This is a genomic window from Legionella quinlivanii (genome assembly GCF_003265995.1).
In the GTDB taxonomy this organism is placed as follows: Bacteria; Pseudomonadota; Gammaproteobacteria; order Legionellales; family Legionellaceae; genus Legionella_C; species Legionella_C quinlivanii_A.
The window spans coordinates 298,929-321,238 of record NZ_MVJN01000003.1; the positions used below are offsets into that span (position 1 = coordinate 298,929).

The window sequence follows — 22,310 nt, forward strand, 5'->3', positions numbered from 1 at the left end:
AATCAGTTTTTACCTCGTCCGCTTACAGGAGTTGGTTAATGTAATTTGTATAAAAAGTAAGTCCTTTTACCCATACAAGATTCTTGATGGACGTCTATAGAACGGTGCAGGCATGCTTACTCCAAATAGTGGTACTGCCTAAAATATTATATTTCAAGCATTAAAGAACAACTATAATTCAGGTGAGCAAATGTTATCAATCTGTGCTTAATAGATGCAATAATTGGTCAATTTATGGTAATATAGAGCTTTTAATTTACGAGACATCTATGTATTACCGTGATTTTCTTAAAGAATTTAATCCTGCTATTGCCTATTCATTTGATCCAGAATCATCTCCCAACCACGATTCACAGACCTTGCAAGATACATATTTCCATGAGGCAGGCCAATATCAGGATATGATGGCAGCCTATTTATATGCACAGGAAAATCTGCTTCCCTTAATAAAAACAAAGTCTTTGACCAGCACCGACCTGCTTGAACACACAAAAAGAATACATGGTTTTATAGCGAAAACATTATTAGCGCCATTTGAAATGCATTCAGGAGAATTTACTGATCAATTTGTTTTCCGCTGGCATCATGGTGCATCCATAGTGCAGGAATTTATTCTTTATTTGGCAAACAAGCATTCTCCTGGAAATACACCAAAAAAATTCGCAAATTTTCTACTCAAAAACTATAAAGTACCTGAACCAGATAGCTTAAAGTTTTTAAAATTAATCGATCGAATCAAAAAAGACCCATCAATAACTATTCCAGATTGTGCTCAAAAAATTGTTGATAAAGATGAAAATCCGGAAAGTGTTCGTACGCTGTCAAAATTATATGTAGCTTTTAATAGGAATTTGCTTTCTGATGAAGATAAGGCCATCGTTGGAAAGCTATGCAAGATATGTATTTTGCCAGAACAAATCATGGAAAAAATGAATGAGTTTTCCGATAGACTCGTAAAGCAACTAGTACAATGCAATGCTGAAGATATTGATGAGGTAGCAACTTTTGCAGCAAATGTATTTTATGAACTTACAGAGATACACCCATTTGCTAATGGCAATGGAAGAACTGCCACCTGTTTAATGAATTGTGTTTTAAAAGGATTGGGATATCCTGATATTTTATTGCGATATCCAGGAGATGCAAGAAACCCTGATAGCCAGTATTCGAAAGCAATTAGTCAAATTGCTGTAACAAGAAAGCCATTAGCCGATTTGATTAAAGCTCGCATCCTTGAAGCTCAAAAGGCACCCTATAAAAATGAGAAAAGAGAAGAGCATATGCAGCTTACAATTGCAATGGCTACTCTTTGTAAGCGCATTCAGCGTAAATATCCCTCCATCAACATCAATAACCTTGCAATAGAATCCATTGAAAAGTGGAAAAAACAGTTTAAGCCCAAATTAAAAAACGAGATAGAATGCCAAATCGGGTTCTGCCGAGATATGGTGACAGCCGGCAAAAATCTTGAAAAAGTTTATGATGCTAAAAAAACAGCCATTCCTGTAGCGCCTGAACTGTTACAAAGACAAGTTTCCCAGGCCGCTGCGTTTATTGAGAAATACTCAGGGGTAACGGGTTGGAAATCAAGTACAACAAAAGGATTAACCTTTTGGATAACTCTGGATAACATGGACGATGTAAAAATAATCGCTCAAAAATTGCAATACATGAGCAATGCAATGGAAGTCAATTCCGGAATGTCTCAAGGCAGAGCCACCGTCATATGTCATATTGGCAATAACTTGAATTATTTATTAGAGGCTGATCAGGGTCTAACTGATATTATTGGTAAAATCAATAAGGAAAGCGCTCAGAGCAACCTTAATATTTCAATTTAAATATAACAATTTGACTTGGCCCCCGGGTGAAGACCCGCGGGAGCCCATATCTGAACTGGTACAATTTATTGTTCAAGAACAGGTATTTTATTTGCATACAGGTTGATACCGAGATTGCTTTTATACTGGAGTTAGTTATTTTGCCTTTTAAAGCACTTTTTAGCATAATACCTGCGAAAAAATTTTTTGGATGAAGAAAATGGGCTTAATGCGGATTAATAGTGGTCGAGACATACCCAATGAAATTAATGTGGTAATTGAAATTCCTATGCATGCAGAACCGGTAAAATATGAAGTGGATAAAGAATCCGGCGCTTTATTCGTCGATCGATTCATGGCAACCGCCATGTATTATCCGGCAAATTACGGATATATCCCCAATACGCTTTCGGAAGATGGTGATCCGGTTGATGTTCTGGTAGTTACTCCTGTGCCTCTGATCAGTGGTTCTGTAATTGCCTGCCGTATACTGGGCATGCTGAAAATGACTGATGAAAAAGGGGTAGACGCCAAGCTTTTAGCTGTGCCGACTCACAAGTTAACCAAAATGTATGAAGGCGTTGGAACCTATCAGGATTTGCCTAAGCCGCTGTTGCTTTCTATTGAACATTTCTTTGAGCATTATAAAGATCTTGAAGAAGGCAAATGGGTGAAAGTCGATGGTTGGGCTGGCATCGAACCGGCCCGAGAGGAAGTGCTGTCCAGCGTTAAACGCTATGATGAACAGCAATAAGAACGCTTAGTCTAATAACTGCCTTTGAATGCAGGCCCATTTAAAGGCAGTTTTTGTTGAAACCACAGATAATTTCTGATTTTTCCACCTATTTTGCAAAAATTGCGTAGTTGCTTTAACGAGGCCTTAAATTCCAGTCGATATCATTGTAATCAAGTGAACGCTAATAGTGCTTACTGACAACCTGTTTATTAGGAGACAATGATGAACACTAAAAAATTAATGATGGTAATGGCTGCAAGCTTACTCTATGCCGTTAACATTCCAGCTATCGCTGCAAACAATAGCAATCAGGCGGAATTGTTTTTAATTTCTGATCCGCATATGGATGTTACGCTTCGCAAAACAACCAATATTAATCCGCCGGCTGATCTCAGAAATGAGTTAGACCAGCGAAGCTATCAGACACTAATCAGTAAACTGGGAGAACAGGTTGATCTGAAGAGGTCCGCCAATCCTTCTGTCGTGTTACTTGGTGATTTGCCAGCTCATAATGGCTATAGCCGCAAAACCTCCAGGGATGATATTAATGGCGTTTTCGAAGCGCTTCAGGAAAAGATAAATCCTGCTCCTTTCTTTTCCGTGTTTGGAAATAACGATTCATTACAAAGAAATTACGGTCCATTTAGTTATCGTGATGATTCAGCCTATACGCTTTTGCAGGCAATAACCGGAAATGGCAATGGCTTTCTTTCAACCGGGAATAAATGCCCCTACAAGGGTCAGGCCTGTATTAGCAGTGAAAACAAAAAATATGGTTATTACTCTGCTTATTTAGGTGATCATCTCAAAATGCTGTCATTAAACAGCGTATTATTTGTGAACAGGCCTAGCTTTTCACCTTCACGAGAGGGCGCCAGGGAAGAAATGCAATGGCTGGAGAGTCAGCTTAAATCCAGTCGCGCAAAAAATAACAGTGTAGTGCTGGCAATGCATGTTCCTCCTCAATCCTGGGAAACAGACTATCAAAACTCATTCAAAAAAATAATCAAGGCATACCCTGAAGTAGTCATTGGCATGATGGCCGCTCACTCACATTATGATGAAATTCACGCAATGGTCGTTGGCAATAAAAGCTACGTAATCCCCATCGTTTATTCCGCAGGCCTTGGCGTGGACCATGGAAATGCTTCCTCCTTTAAAACCCTGAGCTTTTCAAGATCGAATTCAGGCAGCGCATGGCGATTAAAAGATTATGTAACCTATCATTTTATCGGGAAGAATGCGGACAGCAGCAAACTTTTACCCTACTATGATTTTACTCAGGCTTTCTGCGGAAAAACATCAGGAGAAACAGTGAGTGAGTGCCTGAAAAAACATATCAGTAATAATAAATTTGATGGCAACACCAGCACCTTGATGAGCAAGCACTACACTGCAGGTAATCCTAATAACAACAGACGAACTGACCCTTCTTCCAAGTGGATTATGGTAGTTAAATAAGTTGAAAATCTCTCCTTCCTGCGAAAAGTGTATAATCATCAACTTAAGAAAATACTCTCTATTAAACCGTCTTCCCCGCGAAGGCGGGGATCCATCTCTAGACTAGCTATAATGCCAACTGAGGAATGGATTCCCGCATTCGCGGGAATGACAGAAGTCTTTTTTTTTCAATGGCGACACTGAGACTCTTTAAGCTTCAACCTCTTTTCTTGAAACGGCGTGTTGAGCCTCCAAATCAGTTTGCAAGACTTTCTCAAGTTCCCAGTTTACTTGTCTCGAAAAGCTGATCAAAGTCGATTCCTCATCAAAAAAAGCAAAGGATTTTCTAAGTGAAGCATCATCGAGTTCGGCAAACATTTGCATTTTTTTTGCCATGTGTCTGGGATTGTGTCCAAGCTCAATCATAATATCTTTTGCCATATTGAGTGCCGAATCAAAGGTATCCCGTTTGAAGTAGTCCACACCGAGTTTATGCAATTCATAGGCATGCCGGCGGTTTCTGGCGCGCGCAAAGATTTTTAAGTGGGGAAAGGTTTCTTTAGCCATCGCTGCGACCTCAAGACTTACTTCCGGATCAGCCACTGCAATAATTAGCAGTTTCGCATGGGCAGCCCCGGCATTCTGCAGTAAATCAAGACGCGTGGCATCCCCGAAATAGCCTTTGAAGCCAAATTTACGAAGCAGTTCAATTTGCTCAGGGTCCCTTTCCAGAATAGTCAAAGGAATTTTTTGTGCAGTGAGAAAACGTCCAATAATCTGGCCGCAACGTCCATAGCCAGCGAGAATAATAGGATGATTTTCCTTGATGGTATCGAACTCAGGTTTTGGAATCCGGCTCATAAACCGGGGTACCAGAATGTGATAGTACAATAACATCAGGAATGGTGTTATGGACATTGAAAGCGCCACGATTAGAATACTCAACTCACTGATTTGCAGAGAAATAACTCCAAGTGAGGCAGAAAACTTTAAAAGAACAAACGCAAATTCCCCTACCTGAGAAAGCGAAAGGGCAAAACCAAGGTTTTGTAATCGGGTTAATCCAAAAGAATAGCCAAGTCCGATCAGAATGACTGCCTTAATAATCACAATCAGAAAAACTCCTGCCAGAACCGATGCTGAATGGGAGGCCAGCAAGTTGAAATTCATGCTCATGCCTACCGAGATAAAGAAAAGGCCCAGCAGCAAGCCTTTAAACGGTTCAATATCGGTTTCCAGTGTTCTCTTGTATTCGGAGTTAGCTAGAACCACGCCGGCGACAAAGGCCCCCAGAGCGGGGGAAGCACCGATGGTTTGCATTAATAAAGTGATACCGACCACCAGAGCCAGCGAGGTTGCGGTAAATAATTCGCGCAGATTAGTCCGGGCAATCATTGAAAAAAGATGACGTGAAAAATAGTGACCGGAGATAACCAGCAAGCTGATGACGGTAGCGACGGTAATGGCATGCGCCCATTCCGGCAAGTTCAGAAAACGGCTTGCATGAGCTTCGCTGGCAGCAGCCAGACCGGGTTCGGCTGCCAGTAAGGGCAGAATAATCAATATCGCGATTACGGCAATGTCCTGAAATAGTAGAACGGCAAAAGAGGTTTCGCCTTCAACAGTCCGCAGCAGGTTTTTTTCTTCCAGCATTTGCAAAACCAGAGCGGTTGAAGACAAGGAAAAGGCCATACTTAAAGCAAGACAGGTTTGCCATTTAAAGCCCAATAAAAGACCAAGCAATGTCAGAGCCAGTGTGGTGATGCCCACTTGCAAACTGCCCAGGCCGATTATGGCTTTTCGTAAGCGCCAAAGCATGGGAGGTTCAAGCTCGAGGCCAATCAGAAAAAGCATCATAATGACCCCGAATTCGGCAAAATGCATAATTTGCTCGGCATTACCCATAAGCCGCAGACCATAAGGACCAATAACGATACCGATTAAAAGATAGCCCAGAACCGAACCCAGTTTAAAGCGGCTGGCAAGCGGAACGATCAGAGAGGCTGCTGCCAGAAAGATGAAAACCTGAGTCAAAAGCGTATTTTCCATATTAAAATCAGGCGAATAGAAAGGAGATATTATAACTCAGATATGGATAAACAATCAGTGTTCTATGCCTGCAATTTACTAGAGCCAAAAATGATTAAATTTTATTCAGCTCATCCATTATTTACAAATGCAAAAGAGTGGCGTACAGTGGTGCATTTTGATAATTTATTTTAATGCGTTTAAAATAAATAGCTCATTTTGACCATTAATTATTCAATAATTAAGATTTTCTTAAGCTAAAGCCAATATAATAGCTTCAGCAAGTGTGGACCAGCAGTGAAGGAATGTAATGAGTAATAAGCATGCGCTTAGCATTTTTAGTCTGACAATGATTACTGTAGGCTCGGTAGACAGTATCCGAAACTTACCCGCAACGGCCTTGTTTGGCAGCCAGCTAATATCCTTTTTCTTTCTCGGGGCTTTGTTTTTTTTAATTCCTACCGCGCTGGTTTCTGCCGAATTGGCTTCCGGCTGGGCCAGACAGGGCGGCATTTATATCTGGGTTAAAGAGGCTTTTGGTAAAAAAGCCGGTTTTCTTGCCATCTGGCTGCAATGGATTGAAAATGTCATCTGGTATCCTACTATCCTTTCTTTTGTCGCAGGAACAATCGGTTATCTGATTAATCCGGCAATGGCGGACAATCCTTATTTTTTATGGCTGGTAATTGTATGTTCCTTCTGGGGGGCAACTCTGGTCAATTTGCGCGGTATGAAATCGTCTGCTCTGTTTAGCAATATCTGTGCTATTTCCGGTCTTTTGTTGCCGATGGGCTTAATCATTGGCCTGGGAGCGGTCTGGCTGGCAGGCGGCAATCCCCTGCAAGTTCAGTTTGATTTGCAAAGTATCAGCCCGCATTGGCAGGATCGCTCCATGTGGGTTTCATTAACGGCGATTATGATGTCATTCTGCGGGATAGAAATCGCCACGGTACATGCGAACGATGTCAATAATCCGCAGCATGCCTTTCCTCGTGCGCTTATTTACTCGGTCCTGATTATTCTAAGCACCCTCATATTAGGTTCACTGGCTATTGCGGTAGTATTACCTAACAGCGAAATCAATCTGGTGGCCGGGATTATGCAGGCCTTCAATGCGTTTTTTAAGCAATACCACCTGGTGTGGATGATGCCGATAGTGGCTTTGATGCTGGTTATGGGTGGTCTCGGCGGCGTCAGTAACTGGATTATTGCGCCTACCAAAGGACTTCTTGTGGCAGCCCAGGATGGTAATCTGCCGGAGTTGTTTCAACGTACCAATCGGCAAAATGCTCCCGTGGTGATGCTGATTACCCAGGCAGTTATTGTCACTTTATTATCGACCCTCTTTTTGTTTATGCCCAGTGTAAATGGATCATACTGGTTACTGACGGCTTTGGCCGCCCAGCTTTACATGCTGATGTATTTAATGATGTTTCTTGCAGCAATCAAATTAAGATTCAGTGCTCCGGATCATTATCGCGCGTTTCGCATTCCAGGGGGCAAAGCAGGCTTGCTGTTCGTTTGTTCAGTTGGCATCATTGGAACGCTGGCCACCCTGGTTGTCAGTTTCATGCCGCCGGAAAATATTAATGTCGGAAGCACAGGTCGTTATGAATTGACTTTAATCCTTGGATTATTATTGATGTGTTCCCCACCATTAATCAGCAGTTTATGGCAAAGGAGAGGCCAATTTAAATCAGCCCAGACTGAGGCCTTGTCTTAACTCTGAACTTGTCATTGCCTTGCCAAACGCAAGGCATTGTACGTCCTTTGATCGTCACTGCCATTAATAACCGTCTTCCCCGCGAAGGCGGGGATCTATCTCTGAGCTAGTTATAATGCCAATTGAGGAATGGATTCCCTCCTTCGCGGGAAGGACAAAATTTCCGTAACTTAATCGCAGTGCCTCCAGCCAGCGTGACTCCGCCCTGCGCCTCACCCGCCGCTTACGTGCTTCACTTGTCCGAGGGGAGCCAGAACATTATCCCGTATAACGCTTAAGTAATTCATTATTAATATCGGTTTCCTGGACTTGATTGCAGTGTTCAATAGTACTGACTACCCGTCCAACATTTAATTGGAAAAACGAATACAGACCCGCGTCCTTTCCTTGTCGTAATGGAATTACAAAATCAGTTATTTCCTCCTTCTTTTTTTCCTGCTGTGGATGCCGCCAGAATCTCAGCTGATGGGAGGTGTGAATGAATGTTTTTTGAAGATGAGGATCCAGTTTTTCAACAGTGACCTGAATGTCTTCAATGTCCAGGTTGTTTCTCTCTAAAAACTCAGCGCAGCTTAATCTCTGCAGTTTTCCATTTTCCAGATCACCGCCAATTTCATAACCTTTGAGTTCCATCGCCTGTTTTTTATAATTCCAGGCAATGCTTTCTGAAACAGCGTGTACGATTAGCACGATTGGCAAAACCAGAGTGGTAGCCGCTCCACTGACTATTGCGCGGAGAATATAGAATGCAAAAGCCCATCTCCAGGGCAACACATTTTCAAGAAGTCGAGGTATGAATAAACTGGCATAATCATAGATGCCCACATGGTTCTCATTGCCGGCAAAAATGAAGTAGGTATCTTTTATTTTTTGCGAAAGGGAAGTTCTCAAAGTCCTGGCGTGAGGGGTGCGTTTTGCTTCCTGGATCCCTGAGAAGGGGTTAAAAAAATCAACGGCCATAGGTGTTGAAATTTTGAATAAAAATTCAGTGTATTAATGCCATTCATTTTTGTCAATGAAATGACAAAAATTCTGCTCTTCTTTCGGCGTAACTCCACGTCATCCCGAGCGCAGCGAGGGATCTCATCGTTCTCTGGATAACCTGGTGAGTTAGCTTCGGCGTAATTGACAATTTCCAATCCTCTTCCTAAATTTAAAAAAAATGCCAAGGGATCATATGGATATCTATCGAGCCTTGAAGCCAGGGATGACGCTGTGTTTCATTTTACTGATTTTCTGTAAGTCTGGTTTCTGCTCCTCCCTGATTGTTGGGGTCACAGTGCCGGGGCTTCCTATTGTCCAGAAGGTAGATAGCGCTCGAGGCTCTTATTATTTTGGTTTTTGCATCGATATAATGAATACCATTTGTAAGCAAATCGGAAGGCGCTGTGAATATAAGAGTGTGACACTTCATAATCAATTCGAGCTACTGGATAATCGAAAAATCGATTTACTTATTATGCCTAACCCCTATACACCTTTTGAACTCAATCAGTATGCAGCCAGTATCCCTTATGCAGTCAGTAAAATGCAATTTGTCGCTTTGCAAAATAGTGGGATTGACAAGTTAGCTGATATCAGGAATAAAAAGATAGGAGCAATGAAGGACACATTTTATACTTTGCTAGTGGAAAGTCCTTATGGAAATACCAACCAGATCATTGCCTATAACAGCATGAATGATCTGATCTCCGATTTGGCCAATCATAAAATAGATGTCATTGGATTGAACGATGTAGTAGCTTATATGTTCATAAGTAACAGCATTTACAATATAAAAAATGTGGGAAAAAGCATTCAATTAGGTGAGGGTTATGGCATTATCGGCCTGCCTGATAAAGCGCCGCTAATCGAGAAAATTAACAGGGCCATCTTTAACATAGAAAATGACGGCACCTATACTGCAATTTATCAAAAATATTATATGGGTGAAGATTGAACAATAAAATGCCCAAAATTATCCCCGTGGTGCCGTATTACTGCTTTTTTCAGACACTGGATAAAACGCAGTTTCAAATATCTTATTAATCACCCCTAATCTACCCTGTTGGCTGGTAAAACCTGAGAAAAACCCCAACTGGGCATTTCTATCTTGCTGCAATTGTGCGGCTACCTGACATTTCGCCTTATCAGAAAAAGGAGTAAAGGAGAAAATTGAACGGGATTCATTCTGCCGTGTATCCATATAATACTGCAGACAGCCCTGATATAGCTGCTGGATTACGTTGTTTGGATGGTCCAGTTTAATCGTGTTTATCATATACAGCGTGTAGTTGACAAAATTCATTGCCCTCTCAAATGCTTGCTGATTCTCTACTTTAGACACCTGTTTGGCCTTGCCTTCTGAAGAGTTTACTTTTAGCAAATCATTATTGAACGCTGCTGCTAATGGCAATGCGGCCGGCTTTTGTTTAACTTCAGCAAACACATTCCAGAGAGCCAGGAGGGAAGGAGGAAGAACATGCAGAAGTGGTTTGGTCGCTTCATGCGAACGGACAGTTAAATAATCGAGGTACTCTTTTAAAGAGGCAATCTGAATACTGCATAAAGCGCTGGAACCATATATGCTGATAAACAGAGCAGTTTCAGAATGCCGCTCTTCATCCGTGGTTTCAGGCCGGCAGCGAATAAGCATTGGCAGTAAGGCTATTTGCTCTTTGTTCAAATGAAAATGCAGAAGATAAAATAAGCATGCGAATAAGTTGGTGGCATCCACTAGAATAGGATGCTGTGTGCTAATTCCTTTTTCAATTTGAGCTTGCAGATCCTGAAATCTGGCAAAGGGGTGGTTTTCCATCTGCTCTACCCTTATATAGCCTAAAACTCGGGCTGTCGCCTTGAATAGTGCTAAAACCTGTTCAAGGGAAAATGACTGTTCTGCATTGTAAAAGCGCTCTGAGTGGCGGGCAAAGAAAAACGGGTAATGTCTTTGGTAAACGCCTTTAAAACCATTACTTTCCAGATTATTCTGTAATGAAAGCCAGCTGCCAACCTGAGGGTTTTCTCCCCATGATGCCCCGGTAATGTTAGCAACTGCCCACTGCCAGAACTGATCAATGTATCTAATCACTTTGGCTTTTAGCTCAGCATCAACGATTTGCTCCGGATTCTTGATATTGCGGGTCAATGAAGCGAGAGAAGCCGCCAGCTGCTCTGACTTGCTGTTTGGTTCATGATGCTGATTTGTCATTGCAAACTCGTCAAGAATTAACTTCAGTTGACCCATACTGATTGTCATATGCTTAGTTCCATTAGAGCATCACTCAGGCTTTCAATTGATCTTTAAGGGCCAGGAGTTCATCACGAACTTTGGCAGCCATTTCAAATTCCATATTCTGGGCGTGAGTATGCATTTGTTTTTCAAGTAGTTTAATTCGTTTGGCAAGCTGATCCGGCGGCAGAAGCTCATATTGTGGCTGGCGTTCGGTGATTTGACTCTTCCGCTTATGACTGTATGCGCCTTCCATAATATCTTCAATGGATTTTTTAATGCCCCTGGGAGTAATTCCATGCTGCTCGTTGTAGGCTAATTGTTTGTTACGCCGACGCTCTGTTTCATCCAGGGCACGCTGCATTGAACCGGTCATGCGATCCGCATATAAAATAGCACGGCCGTTTAAATTTCTGGCGGCCCTGCCAATAGTTTGAATTAATGAGCGATCGGAGCGTAAAAAACCTTCCTTATCGGCATCCAGAATAGCAACTAACGCCACCTCAGGCATATCCAGCCCTTCTCGTAACAAATTAATACCGACCAGCACATCAAACTCACCCAATCTTAAATCCCGAATAATTTCAACCCGCTCAACAGTATCAATATCTGCATGCAAATAGCGCACGCGGATCCCTTGATCCTGCAGATAATCAGTTAAATCTTCTGCCATCCGTTTGGTTAAGGTGGTAACCAGAATGCGTTCACCCTGAGCCTGAACCAGGCGTATTTCAGAAAGCAAATCATCCACCTGATTTCTGACCGGCCTGACAATAACCTGTGGGTCAATCAGTCCAGTAGGGCGAACGACCTGTTCTGCAATATTGTCGGCCTGTTCTTTTTCAAAGGGACCAGGGGTTGCAGATACATAAATGGTTTGTGGTGAGCGGCCGTCAAATTCTTCAAAACGTAAGGGACGATTATCCAGTGCAGAGGGGAGCCTGAAACCATAATTAACCAGGGTTTCTTTGCGGGCGCGATCACCGCGATACATCCCTCCGATCTGTGGAACAGTCACATGCGACTCATCAATGATCAGCAAGGCCTCTGGTGGTAAGTAGTCAAATAAAGTAGGTGGAGGTTCGCCTTCATTACGGCCTGACAAATAACGTGAATAATTTTCAATACCCGAGCAATAACCGAGTTCCAGCATCATCTCGATATCAAAGCAGGTGCGTTGCTGCAAACGCTGTGCTTCAAGCAACTTATTCTGCCGGGTAAACTCATCCACTCTGATTCGCAGTTCTTCCTTAACCTGCTCAATTGTTTCCAGAAGTCTTTCCCGAGGCGTCACATAGTGTGTTTTGGGGAAAATAGTCACGCGGGGAAGCTGCTGAATGATATCGCCTGTCAGAGGATCAAAGCGCATAATACGCTCCACCTCGTCATCAAATAATTCGATACGAATAGCCTCTTTCTCCGAGTCAGCAGGGAATACATCAATCACATCGCCAGTAACCCGAAATTGCCCTCTGTCCAAAGACTGATTGTTACGCGTATATTGCATTTCTGCCAGACGGCGTAAAATTTTACGCTGGTCGCATTGTTCTTTGCGCGACAGATGTAATACCATACGCAGATAGGAATCCGGATCGCCCAATCCATAAATGGCCGAAACCGTAGCAACAATTATGGCGTCTTTGCGCTCAATAAGCGCTTTGGTTGCTGAGAGGCGCATTTGTTCAATATGCTCATTAATTGATGCGTCTTTTTCAATAAAGGTATCTGAAGCAGGAACATAAGCTTCGGGCTGATAATAATCATAATAGGATACAAAATATTCTACGGCATTATCTGGAAAAAAAGTTTTAAATTCTCCATAAAGCTGAGCCGCCAATGTTTTGTTGGGTGCCATAATTAATGTAGGGCGTTTCATTGCTTCAATGACATGAGCAATAGTGAAGGTTTTACCTGAGCCGGTAACCCCAAGAAGAATTTGTTTTGCCAGCCCGGATTCAACGCCTTCGATCAGTGAAGAAATGGCAGTAGGCTGATCACCTGCGGGCTGAAAATTTGAATAAATTTTAAATACATTTTTCATAATAAGAACTATATACATTTTGTAGGAAAAGATGCAAGTTTTTTACAGCTTGATTTTTAGCAAACCTGCATTATAGTTTGACCTGTCGTACAGCGGTAAATAATTGCCTGATGTACAAATGACAAAACAGCAGGAATTCACGTCAGTTTAGAGGCAATATTTAGAAAGAGGAGTGATTGATGCAAATTACACTGGCTAATCGGGTAAAGCAGGTAAAGCCTTCGCCCACGCTTGCCGTGGCCGCCAAAGCCTCGCAAATGCAGGCACAGGGAATGGATATTATTAATCTCGGTACTGGGGAGCCCGACTTTGATACGCCTCAGCATATCAAAGATGCTGCTATTGCAGCGATTAATGCTGGATTTACCAAATACACGCCAGTGGATGGTATCAGCGAATTAAAACAGGCGATTCGAGAAAAGTTTAATCGCGATAACGGACTTGCTTATCAGTTAAATCAGATTCTGGTTTCAGTCGGCGGAAAACAAAGCTGTTACAATCTTTGCCAGGCTCTTTTGAATGAGGGTGATGAGGTCATAATACCGGCACCTTATTGGGTTTCTTATCCGGATATGGTTTTATTAGCGGATGCAACACCAGTCATTATCCCGACAACGCCTGCCATGCGCTATAAAATTACCCCCGCCCAGCTGGAGCAGGCAATTACTCCCAGGACACGGTTATTTTTTATAAATAGTCCATCCAATCCTTCAGGAGTTGCCTATAGTTTTGATGAGCTGAAAGCCCTGGGGGAAGTACTGAAGAAGCATCCGCAGGTTTTGATTGCCACAGACGATATGTATGAGCACATTATCTGGACGCAAGCCTTTTGCAATATACTCAATGCCTGCCCGGAATTATATGATAGAACTGTTGTACTTAACGGTGTTTCCAAAGCTTATTCAATGACTGGCTGGCGTATTGGCTATGCGGCGGGCCCTGCACCTTTGATCAATGCAATGAAAACAGTACAGTCGCAATCCACATCAAACGCCTGCTCCATCGCGCAGAGAGCCGCTTTAGCGGCACTTACCGGCGGTGATGAAACCGTTCATCATATGGTCAAGGCCTTTCATCATCGACACGATTATCTGGTGGATCGCATGCAAACCATGCCAGGTATTGAGGTGATCCCTGCGGATGGTACCTTCTACAGCTTTCCCAACGTGCAATCGATTATCGAAAAGCGAGGCTACGCCAATGATGTCGAGTTTGCTGAAAAATTATTGCAGGACGAAGGTCTGGCTTTAGTGCCGGGTTCTGCCTTCGGAAATGAGGGTTGTATAAGACTATCTTTTGCCACCAGCATGGATAATTTAAGCAGTGCGCTTGATCGCTTAAGTCGTTTCTGCAAAAGATAAAAAAATTTAAGAAAACCCTTGACTCATCAGCGGGATCTCTTTATGATTCCGCCTTATTCCCTGGTAGCTCAGTCGGTAGAGCGGATGACTGTTAATCATTAGGTCACAGGTTCGAGTCCTGTCCGGGGAGCCAATTCCAGTCTAGGTTTTAACAACTTTCAAGTTGCCCCAGCCTGAAGCTTGGTACCAGCTCTGGTGCCGATTTCAAAAATTCAACTGATTCAAGTTAGATGTCCCATTATTATTATCATTTGGCTAAGTAATTGAGCTAAATCTAAATCTTTGTACTCATAACTGGTCTTTTGACTTGCGTTGTAATATTGTAGCTCAACTAAATTTTCTCATATATTAATTCAAGCGAAGGAAGAGTATGAGTGCAGAAAAAGGCTCGTCTGTCACCAAAGGAGCAATTAGCCTTTCATCCCCTGGATACCGTCCTGATATCGATGGTTTGAGAGCCATCGCTGTTCTCTCGGTAGTTCTCTATCACGCATTCCCAGGCAGGCTAATGGGTGGTTTTATTGGTGTTGATATTTTCTTTATTCTGTCTGGTTTTCTCATATCCACCATTATTTTCGAAAATTTAGAGAGGGGAACCTTCAGTTTTGCTGAGTTTTACGCTCGACGCATCAAACGTATTTTTCCAGCTCTCATTTTAGTTTTAATTATTATTTATATTTTTGGTTGGTTCACATTGCTTGCTGATGAGTTTAAACAACTTGGTAAGCACATTGCGGCGGGAACAGGCTTTGTTTCCAACTTCGTACTTATGAATGAAGCCGGGTATTTTGATAATTTGGCGGATACCAAACCATTACTACATTTGTGGAGCCTTGGAATTGAAGAACAGTTTTATATCATCTGGCCGCTATTACTGTGGTTTGCCTGGAAGCGCAATTTTAATCTTTTGACGATCACAATCATTGCTGTTTCGCTGTCTTTCTATCTTAACTTAGTAGGAGTCTCTCAGGATATAACCGCTACCTTCTATTCTCCTCAAACACGCTTTTGGGAGCTGCTTTGCGGTAGCTTATTAGCCTGGCTAATGCTGTACCATAGGAAGGCTTTTGCTACTGTTAATACGAAGCTTAACGCTTGGATTAACTCTATTTTGTATCATAATGCATATCAAGCCAGCAGTAATACATTCTCCAATATTCTTGCCTTCCTTGGCCTTCTACTACTGGTTTTTGGATTTTGTGAAATTAATATGACGGTAAGCTTCCCTGGTGTGTGGGCAGTCGTTCCCATACTAGGAACAATCCTGATTATATCGGCCGGCTCTGATGCCTGGATCAATCGCAAAATATTGTCAAACAAAGTTGCTGTCTGGTTTGGCTTAATCAGTTTCCCGCTTTATTTGTGGCATTGGCCTTTGCTCTCGTTTGCCCGGATTCTCAGTGTTGAATATCCTACTGGAATTGTTCGAATATCCATTGTGCTTATATCCATTATCTTGTCCTATCTTACCTATAAATTTATAGAGAAGCCCATTCGACTTGGAAAGCATTTTCAGAGACTTAAGATTGTTTTGTTACTTCTCTTAATGCCTCTTTGTGGTCTCGTAGCGTACAATACGTATCTTGAAAATGGGTATGAGTTTCGAGAGGTTGTTAACCGCGTAAACTCCTTTTACAGCCCATATGCTCAGCAATATGAAAATAGTTTGGCTAAAAAATACCAAAATTACCTGGGTGAAGATATTTCTGCGTCGAAGAAACCGGTGGTGTTAATTATAGGCGATTCTTATACTGTAAACTGGGCCTCAGCTCTAAGTCGTCATATTGATTTAGACCATTTTGATGTGGTATCCATTTCATATTTGGGTTGCGATATTCGAATTGACTCTCAGAAAATAACCGCTTTATCTACAGCAAATCAGTTTCAATCTATTTGTGAAACATTTCAAAGTTTTATCAATAATGTGTCAATAATCAAAAGGATTTCTTCCATAATGCTTGTAAGTCACAGACCATTTGAGTATGTGATCAACCCTTCCAGGTTTGATATAATCCGCTGGCTTAAGCAGAAAAATGCGGCATCAGATGTATTCGTATTTGGAAATTATTTTCAACTAGACGAAAAGAAGTATTTGTCTTGCACGCACTTAATGGCAAGAGCTCGCCGTGGTTCAGAGACATGTCTTAAGTATGCCAATTATCCCTTAAGTGAACCTAAAATTGAAACCCTTCCTTTTTATCCAAAAGACTTAAGCTTTAAATATGTTGATATTATCAAACTGCACTGTAACTATAGTAGAAGTGGCTGTGCTACTGAAGCCAATGGGGTTCCTTTTATGAGCGACTGGAATCACCTTAATGCTGCTTTTTTAGATTTTATTTTACAGGATATCCAAATTAAAAAAGCTGACGTCTTGGCTGAATTGGGCTTGCTAAAGTATTTTACTTCTGATCAGAAACAGAGACTTGCTTCAATAACTGACAAGGTACAGGATAAAGTTTGACGCGACTGCAAGGTCAAGCTTTGCATGTACCTTTTTAGCCAACATAATATTTAAATTCACGATTGATGTTAATCCTTGCTGTTGTTCTTCTTCATGCAGAGTTGAGCATCTCCTCAAAAATTATTCACACGCATGCTATAATGGTTTTAATTGGGACATCTGGTTATAAATTTGAACGAAGATGAAAGACAAGTCTGAAATAATTAATGCTCTGCAGAACCCTCAAAAAGCGCCTTTTAGAGTGGCTTTTGAGATTTTTGCGAGTACAGATCGAGAGAAAATAGCAAAATGGCCTAAAGAACTGGCTGAGTATTTAAAAATACCCGATATTCAATTTCACAGGCAGGATGAAAGTGACACTATTAATGCAGAGGATGCAAAAGCCGCAAAAGCTGCAGCGATCGCGTATTATCAAAGTCGTGGTTTAGATGAACCAGCAAGCCGATTATTAAGCGGCCTGGAGAAACATACGGCACGATATAACAGGGTCAAAGAGTATTTTAAACAAAAAATTAGTGAACTCAATCTCAGCAATCCACTAATCTTATTTGATGACCAAGCACTGCGTATTGACATTGGATATGGCCCCAAAGAAATGTCGGTATTATTTCCTGATTTTTTTAATCATGGAGGAGTATTTGATAAAACGATTCTGGGCGGTGTGGGTTATTTTGGAAAATCCCCATTAAATTATTTTTTAGACGACTATATAGAGGAAGATTATCAGATTTCTCTAAATGCTGAAAAAGAGCGTCTTCTTTCAACTGCGGCCATCGAATTGGCCCCGCAGGCCTTGGCAACTAAAAGAAAAGTAAGTATTGAAAATAAAAAAGGTTTCAACGAAGCAGAATTTATTACTAAATGCTTCGACAGCAATGAGGGTCTTATTGTTGGCGAGGTACATGAACATAAAAGCCCCAAACAGTTTTTAGTAGATAATATGGCTTTGTTTAAATCTCAAGGCGTCACCACTATTTATATGGAGCATTTACTTCAGGAGCGCCACCAGGCATTACTCGATGCCTATTTACATTCAGAGCCTGATGACGCGATGCCGCGTGAATTGGAGTTCTATTTAAATTGTCTGGATAAAGAACGCAATTTATCAGGATCTGCTACATTTACAGCGGTAGTTCAAGAAGCTAAAAAGCATCAGATCAGAATAGTGGCGATCGATTCTGAAGCCTCTTATCGTTTGGCGGTTACATACTCATTGGGTGATCTGGGACATACCAACGCTATTAAAGAGCGGTTTTCTGCAATGAATATGGCAATGCTTGAGCGATACAGGGAATTTAATGACGGTGGAAAATATATAGCACTCATAGGTAGTGGTCATGTTGCCACCTGCCTGGATGTACCCGGAGTCTCTAATTTATTAAATTGCCCAAATATCCTTGTTAATGATTTAAGTGATGAACTGGAAGAATATATTCAGCAGGATATTCTACACGGAGAAGCACCAGGAACCGCCACTTTTGATGTTTTATATCATCGCCATCAAAATTCAAAACAGCTGACTGCTTCTGTTATAACCCAGTGTTCTACTGAGGAAAAGAGGATTCCTGCAGAATATGCTGCTATGGCACAAAATCCTGAAGAAGAACTTCAAAAAAATATTATTAACTTCGAAGCGAATAAAAAAGAAATTCAAACTAAATTTTTAGAAAATTTGACAGCGCTGCAGTCAGAACTCAACAAATCCAGCCGAAATAATACGGTAACCAAATTGGAAGGAGAACGGTTGTATACGGCTTTATTTACGAATCAGGAACAATTCTTCAACTCATTATCCTTGCAGTTAACGGAACAGGAATTAAACAAAACAATTATTGAATTTCGGAATTCTTGTAAAGAACAGATCAAAGCCGCAGACAAGATTATGGGACATGGCTGGTTATATCGTATTGCTGAAGTAGTAATTAAATCTGTCATTGGTTTATTTGTTGGTATTGGCATGGTTCTGGGTTCCGTAGTTAATCAAGGCTTGGCTAAGTCAGAGCAGCGACAAAAGTTTGCCCAAACTTTCTTTGCTTTTAATCAAACGGATGAATCAAAGGCCCTGAACAAATTTAAACAGGAAATTCTAGGGGATGAAAAGGAAGAGCCTGGTTTACTCTCGGAGTCAAAATTTAATAAATGAGTGCTCAAGAATATTTTTACACCACATTAGGCCCTCGTGTGGATTCCAATTATTAATTTTCTTATTATTGTCTCTAAGATCCAACAATCACATTATTTAAAATGAACTATAGTTTGCGATATATAAAAATCGGTATGCTGGCGTCGGTTGCTTTATTCTTAAGCCTGGTGGCTTTTAATAATGTGGTGGATTTCAATAGTAATTGGCTTTTCGTGCACCATGTATTAAGCATGGATACTACCTTCCATGAAACTGCTCTTATGGGGCGAGCTATTACCGACTCCAACCTCCAGAAACTGGCGTACTATTTCATTATTATATGGGAAGTTGTAGCGGCAATTATCTGTTGGATTGGCTGTTTTATACTTGGTTCCAAGATAAAAAATAGCGACTTTGACTCGTATAAACAGACCGCATTCATTGGCTTGTTTTTTGGTTTTTTACTATATATGGTGGGCTTCCTCGTTATTGGTGGGGAGTGGTTTGCGATGTGGCAATCTCCAAACTGGAATGGGCAAATGAAAGCGGGACTATTTCTGAATTTCATCATGTTCGTGATGATCTTTCTTAACACAACCGATGAATAATTTGCCGGGCCATATGTAGCAGCGTAGCCTGGTTGGCGCTTTGCGGCAACCGGGTTTTCATGAAGGAAAGTCTTCCTTGAGATTGGGGATAAGCAACCTGGTTGTCGCAAAGCGCCAACCAGGCTACATACTAAACACTGCCAATGACAGCTTATATTGAATGCTAAGGGATATTAAAAAGGGTTGTATTGACCCCTCCGCAAACAATTACCAGAATGGATTGGGCTTTGTGAAGAACAGGATGATCATTATAAATCAGGGATAATGAGGCGCCGCTGGATAACTCCACCAGGATCCGTTGTTCATGGGCAAAACTGAAACAGGCTTGTTCGGCTTCTTCATCACTGACAACGACGTTTTCTATTTTATGAATTTTGGTCCAATCCATTAGTTTTTGAGCCACCCGTTTTGCGCCTAGACTGGTTGCCTTGCTGGTGATGGTGTCTAAAGTGACTAATTTATTGGCCTTTACCGATTGAAAAAACGCATCAGCCCCTTTGGTTTCAACAGCAATTAAAGGCACTTTTTCCCATTTATGCTGGTGCATTCCTTCCAAAACTCCACAGGCAAGACCGCCTCCACCCACAGAGAGGACCACCGCGTCAGGAATAGAAAGCCCTTGTTGAATGGCCTCGGTAATCATAGACGCATGCCCTTTCCATAAAGTCGGATGATCAAAAGGCGGGATATAAGCGGCTTGATGTTGTCTGGCAAAATCTAATGCGGCTTGATGCGCTTCATCCCATACTTTTCCCGCTACAATGACTTTTGCACCATAGGATTTAATCGCTTCAATATAGATGGGATTGCTGGTTTCAGGAATAAACACAGTGGCAGGAACATTCAATTTCATTGCGCAATACGCTACCGCAATCCCGGCGTTGCCTCCTGACGAAGCAACGAAAGTTTTTGCACCCCGTTGAAGCTCTTCCTGGCATAATGCGCCTATTCCCCGCAGTTTGAATGAGCCTGGAGGATGCAAGCATTCCAGCTTAAAATAAACCTGTTTATTGAGTGTATTTTTTAAATATTGAGACTCGATAAGCGGTGTTTGCGTATGAAGATACTGCATGGATTATCCTTATTAATTAAGCTTGAACGCAGAACCTAAATTCATTCTTAAGGCATTTTGATATACGACCTCTGCCACTGCCAAATCCTGAATCGCCAGACCAACTGATTTAAAGACAGTAAGCTTTTCCTGAGCCAGAGGCGCTTTTTCCATTAACCAGGTTCCGAGCTCAACAATGGATTCTCTTTTAATTTTTTGCTGCTCTACCGCATTAATTATTTCACCAGCCTCTTTCATTGCGGCGTCTATCTGATCCACTACTACCACTGCATTCTGGAGCACATCCCCGCTGATCTCCTGCATGGAAGGATGATGTGAGCCAATGGCGTTAATGTGTACATGGGGTTTAAGATCCCTAAGATGCACTAAAGCTTCTGTACTCGCTGTTGCAGTGCAAATGATATCTGAGTTTTTCAAGGCAGTAGATAACTGCTCACAAGCCTGAATATTGTAGAAAGCGCCCATTTCTCTGGCAAACTTTTCTGCACTTTCCAAATGCCGTGACCACACAAATACCTGTTCAATCTGGCGCACGGCAGCCACTGCTTCAAGCTGTGTCATCGCCTGTACTCCGGCTCCAAGAATGCCGACCGTTGAAGGTATTTCGCGGGAAAAATATTTGCTTGCCAGACCTGAAACAGCACCTGTGCGAAGCGCTGTTAAATAAGCCGCATCCATGAGCACGAGAGGCTCACCGGTGCTTGCATCAATTAACAAAATGGTTCCATTAATCGACGGTTTATTGTGTTGACTATTGTCAGGAAAGACAGAAACTACCTTTAATCCCAGAATTTTCTCGTCAGATAAATAAGCAGGCATGGTTAGTGTTAATCCGTTATGGCCTACAGGAATAGCCGTTCGTAAAGGCAAGGCCGCTTTTTGCTGGGCTAATTGAATAAATGCCCTTTCCATTGCGTCGATAGCCTCTGGCATGCTGATGCATTGTTTCACGTCGGAGAGTGATAATAACTTAAGCGTCATGAGCAGTCTCCTGAAAAATCGGTTAGGTTAGTCATTGCGAATCTCGGTTTTAAAGAAACTGGATCAATCTTACATAGCTTGTTAATATATAGCAAGCTATGTAAATTGAGAAAAAAAATGTATCCCTCCACTCTGATTAAAAAAGCGAGCCGCTTATTAATCAAAAGAGCCAATGAGTTATTAAAGCCATACGGTCTTACTGACGCTTATACTTATTTTCTGATGGCTCTTTACCAGCAAGACGGCTTGACTCAATCTGAAATGCATAGGCAAATCGGTATTGAACAACCCACAGCGGTCAGAACGCTGGATCGTATGGAGCGTGATGGGCTGATTGTAAGAACTCGAAGTGCCACAGACCGACGAGCGATTGAAATCAGGCTGACCGAAAAGGGGCGAAATTGTCAAAAGATTATCGAACAATGTGCGTGTGAGCTTAATCAGCTTGTTTTAAATGGCTTTAAAGAGGAGGAAAAGCATGAAATAAAATACCTCTTAGAAAAATTAAATAATAATTTTTAAATGGCACTAATTCTCAAGCAGCCCACGCATCAGACAATCACTGCTATAATTAATATGTGAAGTATTTAAAGAATGAATCTTCCGACCTTCCTCTCCCTTATATATACATCAAATAATACCTTGAGGTTGTGATGACTTTTCACCGCCTGAAGTAATACTTCTTTTCAAAAGCAGATATTGA

The 22,310-nt window shown here is 41.7% G+C and carries 16 protein-coding genes and 1 tRNA gene; 11 read left to right on the forward strand and 6 right to left on the reverse strand.

Annotation, left to right across the window (positions count from 1 at the left end):
* Window positions 1–269 precede the first annotated feature (269 nt).
* From B1207_RS05080 to B1207_RS05090, 3 genes are all read left to right on the forward strand, one after another.
* Window positions 270–1,841, forward strand: a complete 1,572-nt coding sequence (locus B1207_RS05080) for a Fic family protein (RefSeq protein ID WP_112218900.1) — start codon at window positions 270–272, stop codon at window positions 1,839–1,841.
* Between the two features lie 199 nt (window positions 1,842–2,040).
* A complete protein-coding gene (gene ppa, locus B1207_RS05085; RefSeq protein WP_112218902.1) occupies window positions 2,041–2,574 on the forward strand; it encodes an inorganic diphosphatase in 534 nt (177 codons plus the stop codon).
* Between the two features lie 201 nt (window positions 2,575–2,775).
* Window positions 2,776–4,017, forward strand: coding sequence for a metallophosphoesterase (locus B1207_RS05090; protein WP_112218903.1), 1,242 nt, complete (start codon window positions 2,776–2,778; stop codon window positions 4,015–4,017).
* Window positions 4,018–4,206: 189 nt separating this feature from the next.
* Here B1207_RS05090 and B1207_RS05095 read toward each other — a convergent pair whose 3' ends face one another.
* Window positions 4,207–6,045: a monovalent cation:proton antiporter-2 (CPA2) family protein gene (locus B1207_RS05095; protein WP_112218904.1), complete on the reverse strand. Its 1,839-nt coding sequence runs from the start codon at window positions 6,043–6,045 to the stop codon at window positions 4,207–4,209.
* Between the two features lie 289 nt (window positions 6,046–6,334).
* Here B1207_RS05095 and B1207_RS05100 point away from each other — a divergent pair, with 289 nt between their 5' ends.
* Window positions 6,335–7,747, forward strand: coding sequence for an APC family permease (locus B1207_RS05100; protein ID WP_112218905.1), 1,413 nt, complete (start codon window positions 6,335–6,337; stop codon window positions 7,745–7,747).
* Window positions 7,748–8,005: 258 nt separating this feature from the next.
* Here B1207_RS05100 and B1207_RS05105 read toward each other — a convergent pair whose 3' ends face one another.
* Window positions 8,006–8,707, reverse strand: coding sequence for a hypothetical protein (locus B1207_RS05105; RefSeq protein WP_146740019.1), 702 nt, complete (start codon window positions 8,705–8,707; stop codon window positions 8,006–8,008).
* A gap of 202 nt (window positions 8,708–8,909) precedes the next feature.
* Here B1207_RS05105 and B1207_RS05115 point away from each other — a divergent pair, with 202 nt between their 5' ends.
* Complete coding sequence (locus B1207_RS05115) at window positions 8,910–9,686, forward strand: transporter substrate-binding domain-containing protein (protein WP_112218911.1); 777 nt, start codon at window positions 8,910–8,912, stop codon at window positions 9,684–9,686.
* 18 nt (window positions 9,687–9,704) lie between these two features.
* Here B1207_RS05115 and B1207_RS05120 read toward each other — a convergent pair whose 3' ends face one another.
* Window positions 9,705–10,985: a hypothetical protein gene (locus tag B1207_RS05120; protein ID WP_112218912.1), complete on the reverse strand. Its 1,281-nt coding sequence runs from the start codon at window positions 10,983–10,985 to the stop codon at window positions 9,705–9,707.
* Window positions 10,986–11,010: 25 nt separating this feature from the next.
* Window positions 11,011–12,999: an excinuclease ABC subunit UvrB gene (gene uvrB / locus B1207_RS05125; protein WP_112219018.1), complete on the reverse strand. Its 1,989-nt coding sequence runs from the start codon at window positions 12,997–12,999 to the stop codon at window positions 11,011–11,013.
* A 179-nt stretch (window positions 13,000–13,178) separates the two neighbouring features.
* Here uvrB and B1207_RS05130 point away from each other — a divergent pair, with 179 nt between their 5' ends.
* From B1207_RS05130 to B1207_RS05150, 5 genes are all read left to right on the forward strand, one after another.
* On the forward strand, window positions 13,179–14,360 hold the full coding sequence (locus tag B1207_RS05130) for a pyridoxal phosphate-dependent aminotransferase (protein ID WP_112218914.1): 1,182 nt from the start codon (window positions 13,179–13,181) through the stop codon (window positions 14,358–14,360).
* A 57-nt stretch (window positions 14,361–14,417) separates the two neighbouring features.
* Window positions 14,418–14,493 (forward strand) — tRNA-Asn (locus B1207_RS05135).
* Window positions 14,494–14,730: 237 nt separating this feature from the next.
* Entirely contained in the window at window positions 14,731–16,824 is a 2,094-nt protein-coding gene (locus B1207_RS05140) for an acyltransferase family protein (protein WP_112218915.1), read from the forward strand.
* A 181-nt stretch (window positions 16,825–17,005) separates the two neighbouring features.
* Window positions 17,006–18,967, forward strand: coding sequence for a membrane-targeted effector domain-containing toxin (locus B1207_RS05145; RefSeq protein WP_112218916.1), 1,962 nt, complete (start codon window positions 17,006–17,008; stop codon window positions 18,965–18,967).
* 101 nt (window positions 18,968–19,068) lie between these two features.
* Window positions 19,069–19,554 (forward strand): DUF2165 family protein, encoded by a 486-nt coding sequence (locus tag B1207_RS05150; RefSeq protein WP_112218917.1) that lies wholly within the window; start codon window positions 19,069–19,071, stop codon window positions 19,552–19,554.
* 163 nt (window positions 19,555–19,717) lie between these two features.
* On the opposite strand, the gene B1207_RS05155 is transcribed toward B1207_RS05150, so the two are convergent.
* Both B1207_RS05155 and B1207_RS05160 read right to left on the reverse strand, forming a co-directional pair.
* Window positions 19,718–20,626, reverse strand: coding sequence for a pyridoxal-phosphate dependent enzyme (locus B1207_RS05155; protein WP_112218918.1), 909 nt, complete (start codon window positions 20,624–20,626; stop codon window positions 19,718–19,720).
* Between the two features lie 12 nt (window positions 20,627–20,638).
* A complete protein-coding gene (locus B1207_RS05160) occupies window positions 20,639–21,607 on the reverse strand; it encodes an ornithine cyclodeaminase family protein (RefSeq protein ID WP_112218920.1) in 969 nt (322 codons plus the stop codon).
* Between the two features lie 117 nt (window positions 21,608–21,724).
* On the opposite strand from B1207_RS05160, the gene B1207_RS05165 reads away from it, so the two are divergent.
* The gene (locus B1207_RS05165; RefSeq protein WP_112218922.1) at window positions 21,725–22,129 is read left to right on the forward strand and encodes a MarR family winged helix-turn-helix transcriptional regulator; all 405 of its coding nucleotides are present in this window, start codon (window positions 21,725–21,727) and stop codon (window positions 22,127–22,129) included.
* The last annotated feature ends 181 nt before the right edge of the window (window positions 22,130–22,310 follow it).

What these genes read in the sequence shown, in the direction of transcription:
- B1207_RS05080 (WP_112218900.1), top strand. Translation starts at nt 270, where the DNA reads ATGTATTACCGTGATTTTCTTAAAGAATTTAATCCTGCTATTGCCTAT.
- ppa (WP_112218902.1), top strand. Translation starts at nt 2,041, where the DNA reads ATGGGCTTAATGCGGATTAATAGTGGTCGAGACATACCCAATGAAATT.
- B1207_RS05090 (WP_112218903.1), top strand. Translation starts at nt 2,776, where the DNA reads ATGATGAACACTAAAAAATTAATGATGGTAATGGCTGCAAGCTTACTC.
- B1207_RS05095 (WP_112218904.1), bottom strand. Translation starts at nt 6,045, where the DNA reads ATGGAAAATACGCTTTTGACTCAGGTTTTCATCTTTCTGGCAGCAGCC.
- B1207_RS05100 (WP_112218905.1), top strand. Translation starts at nt 6,335, where the DNA reads ATGAGTAATAAGCATGCGCTTAGCATTTTTAGTCTGACAATGATTACT.
- B1207_RS05105 (WP_146740019.1), bottom strand. Translation starts at nt 8,707, where the DNA reads ATGGCCGTTGATTTTTTTAACCCCTTCTCAGGGATCCAGGAAGCAAAA.
- B1207_RS05115 (WP_112218911.1), top strand. Translation starts at nt 8,910, where the DNA reads ATGCCAAGGGATCATATGGATATCTATCGAGCCTTGAAGCCAGGGATG.
- B1207_RS05120 (WP_112218912.1), bottom strand. Translation starts at nt 10,985, where the DNA reads ATGACAATCAGTATGGGTCAACTGAAGTTAATTCTTGACGAGTTTGCA.
- uvrB (WP_112219018.1), bottom strand. Translation starts at nt 12,999, where the DNA reads ATGAAAAATGTATTTAAAATTTATTCAAATTTTCAGCCCGCAGGTGAT.
- B1207_RS05130 (WP_112218914.1), top strand. Translation starts at nt 13,179, where the DNA reads ATGCAAATTACACTGGCTAATCGGGTAAAGCAGGTAAAGCCTTCGCCC.
- B1207_RS05140 (WP_112218915.1), top strand. Translation starts at nt 14,731, where the DNA reads ATGAGTGCAGAAAAAGGCTCGTCTGTCACCAAAGGAGCAATTAGCCTT.
- B1207_RS05145 (WP_112218916.1), top strand. Translation starts at nt 17,006, where the DNA reads ATGAAAGACAAGTCTGAAATAATTAATGCTCTGCAGAACCCTCAAAAA.
- B1207_RS05150 (WP_112218917.1), top strand. Translation starts at nt 19,069, where the DNA reads ATGAACTATAGTTTGCGATATATAAAAATCGGTATGCTGGCGTCGGTT.
- B1207_RS05155 (WP_112218918.1), bottom strand. Translation starts at nt 20,626, where the DNA reads ATGCAGTATCTTCATACGCAAACACCGCTTATCGAGTCTCAATATTTA.
- B1207_RS05160 (WP_112218920.1), bottom strand. Translation starts at nt 21,607, where the DNA reads ATGACGCTTAAGTTATTATCACTCTCCGACGTGAAACAATGCATCAGC.
- B1207_RS05165 (WP_112218922.1), top strand. Translation starts at nt 21,725, where the DNA reads ATGTATCCCTCCACTCTGATTAAAAAAGCGAGCCGCTTATTAATCAAA.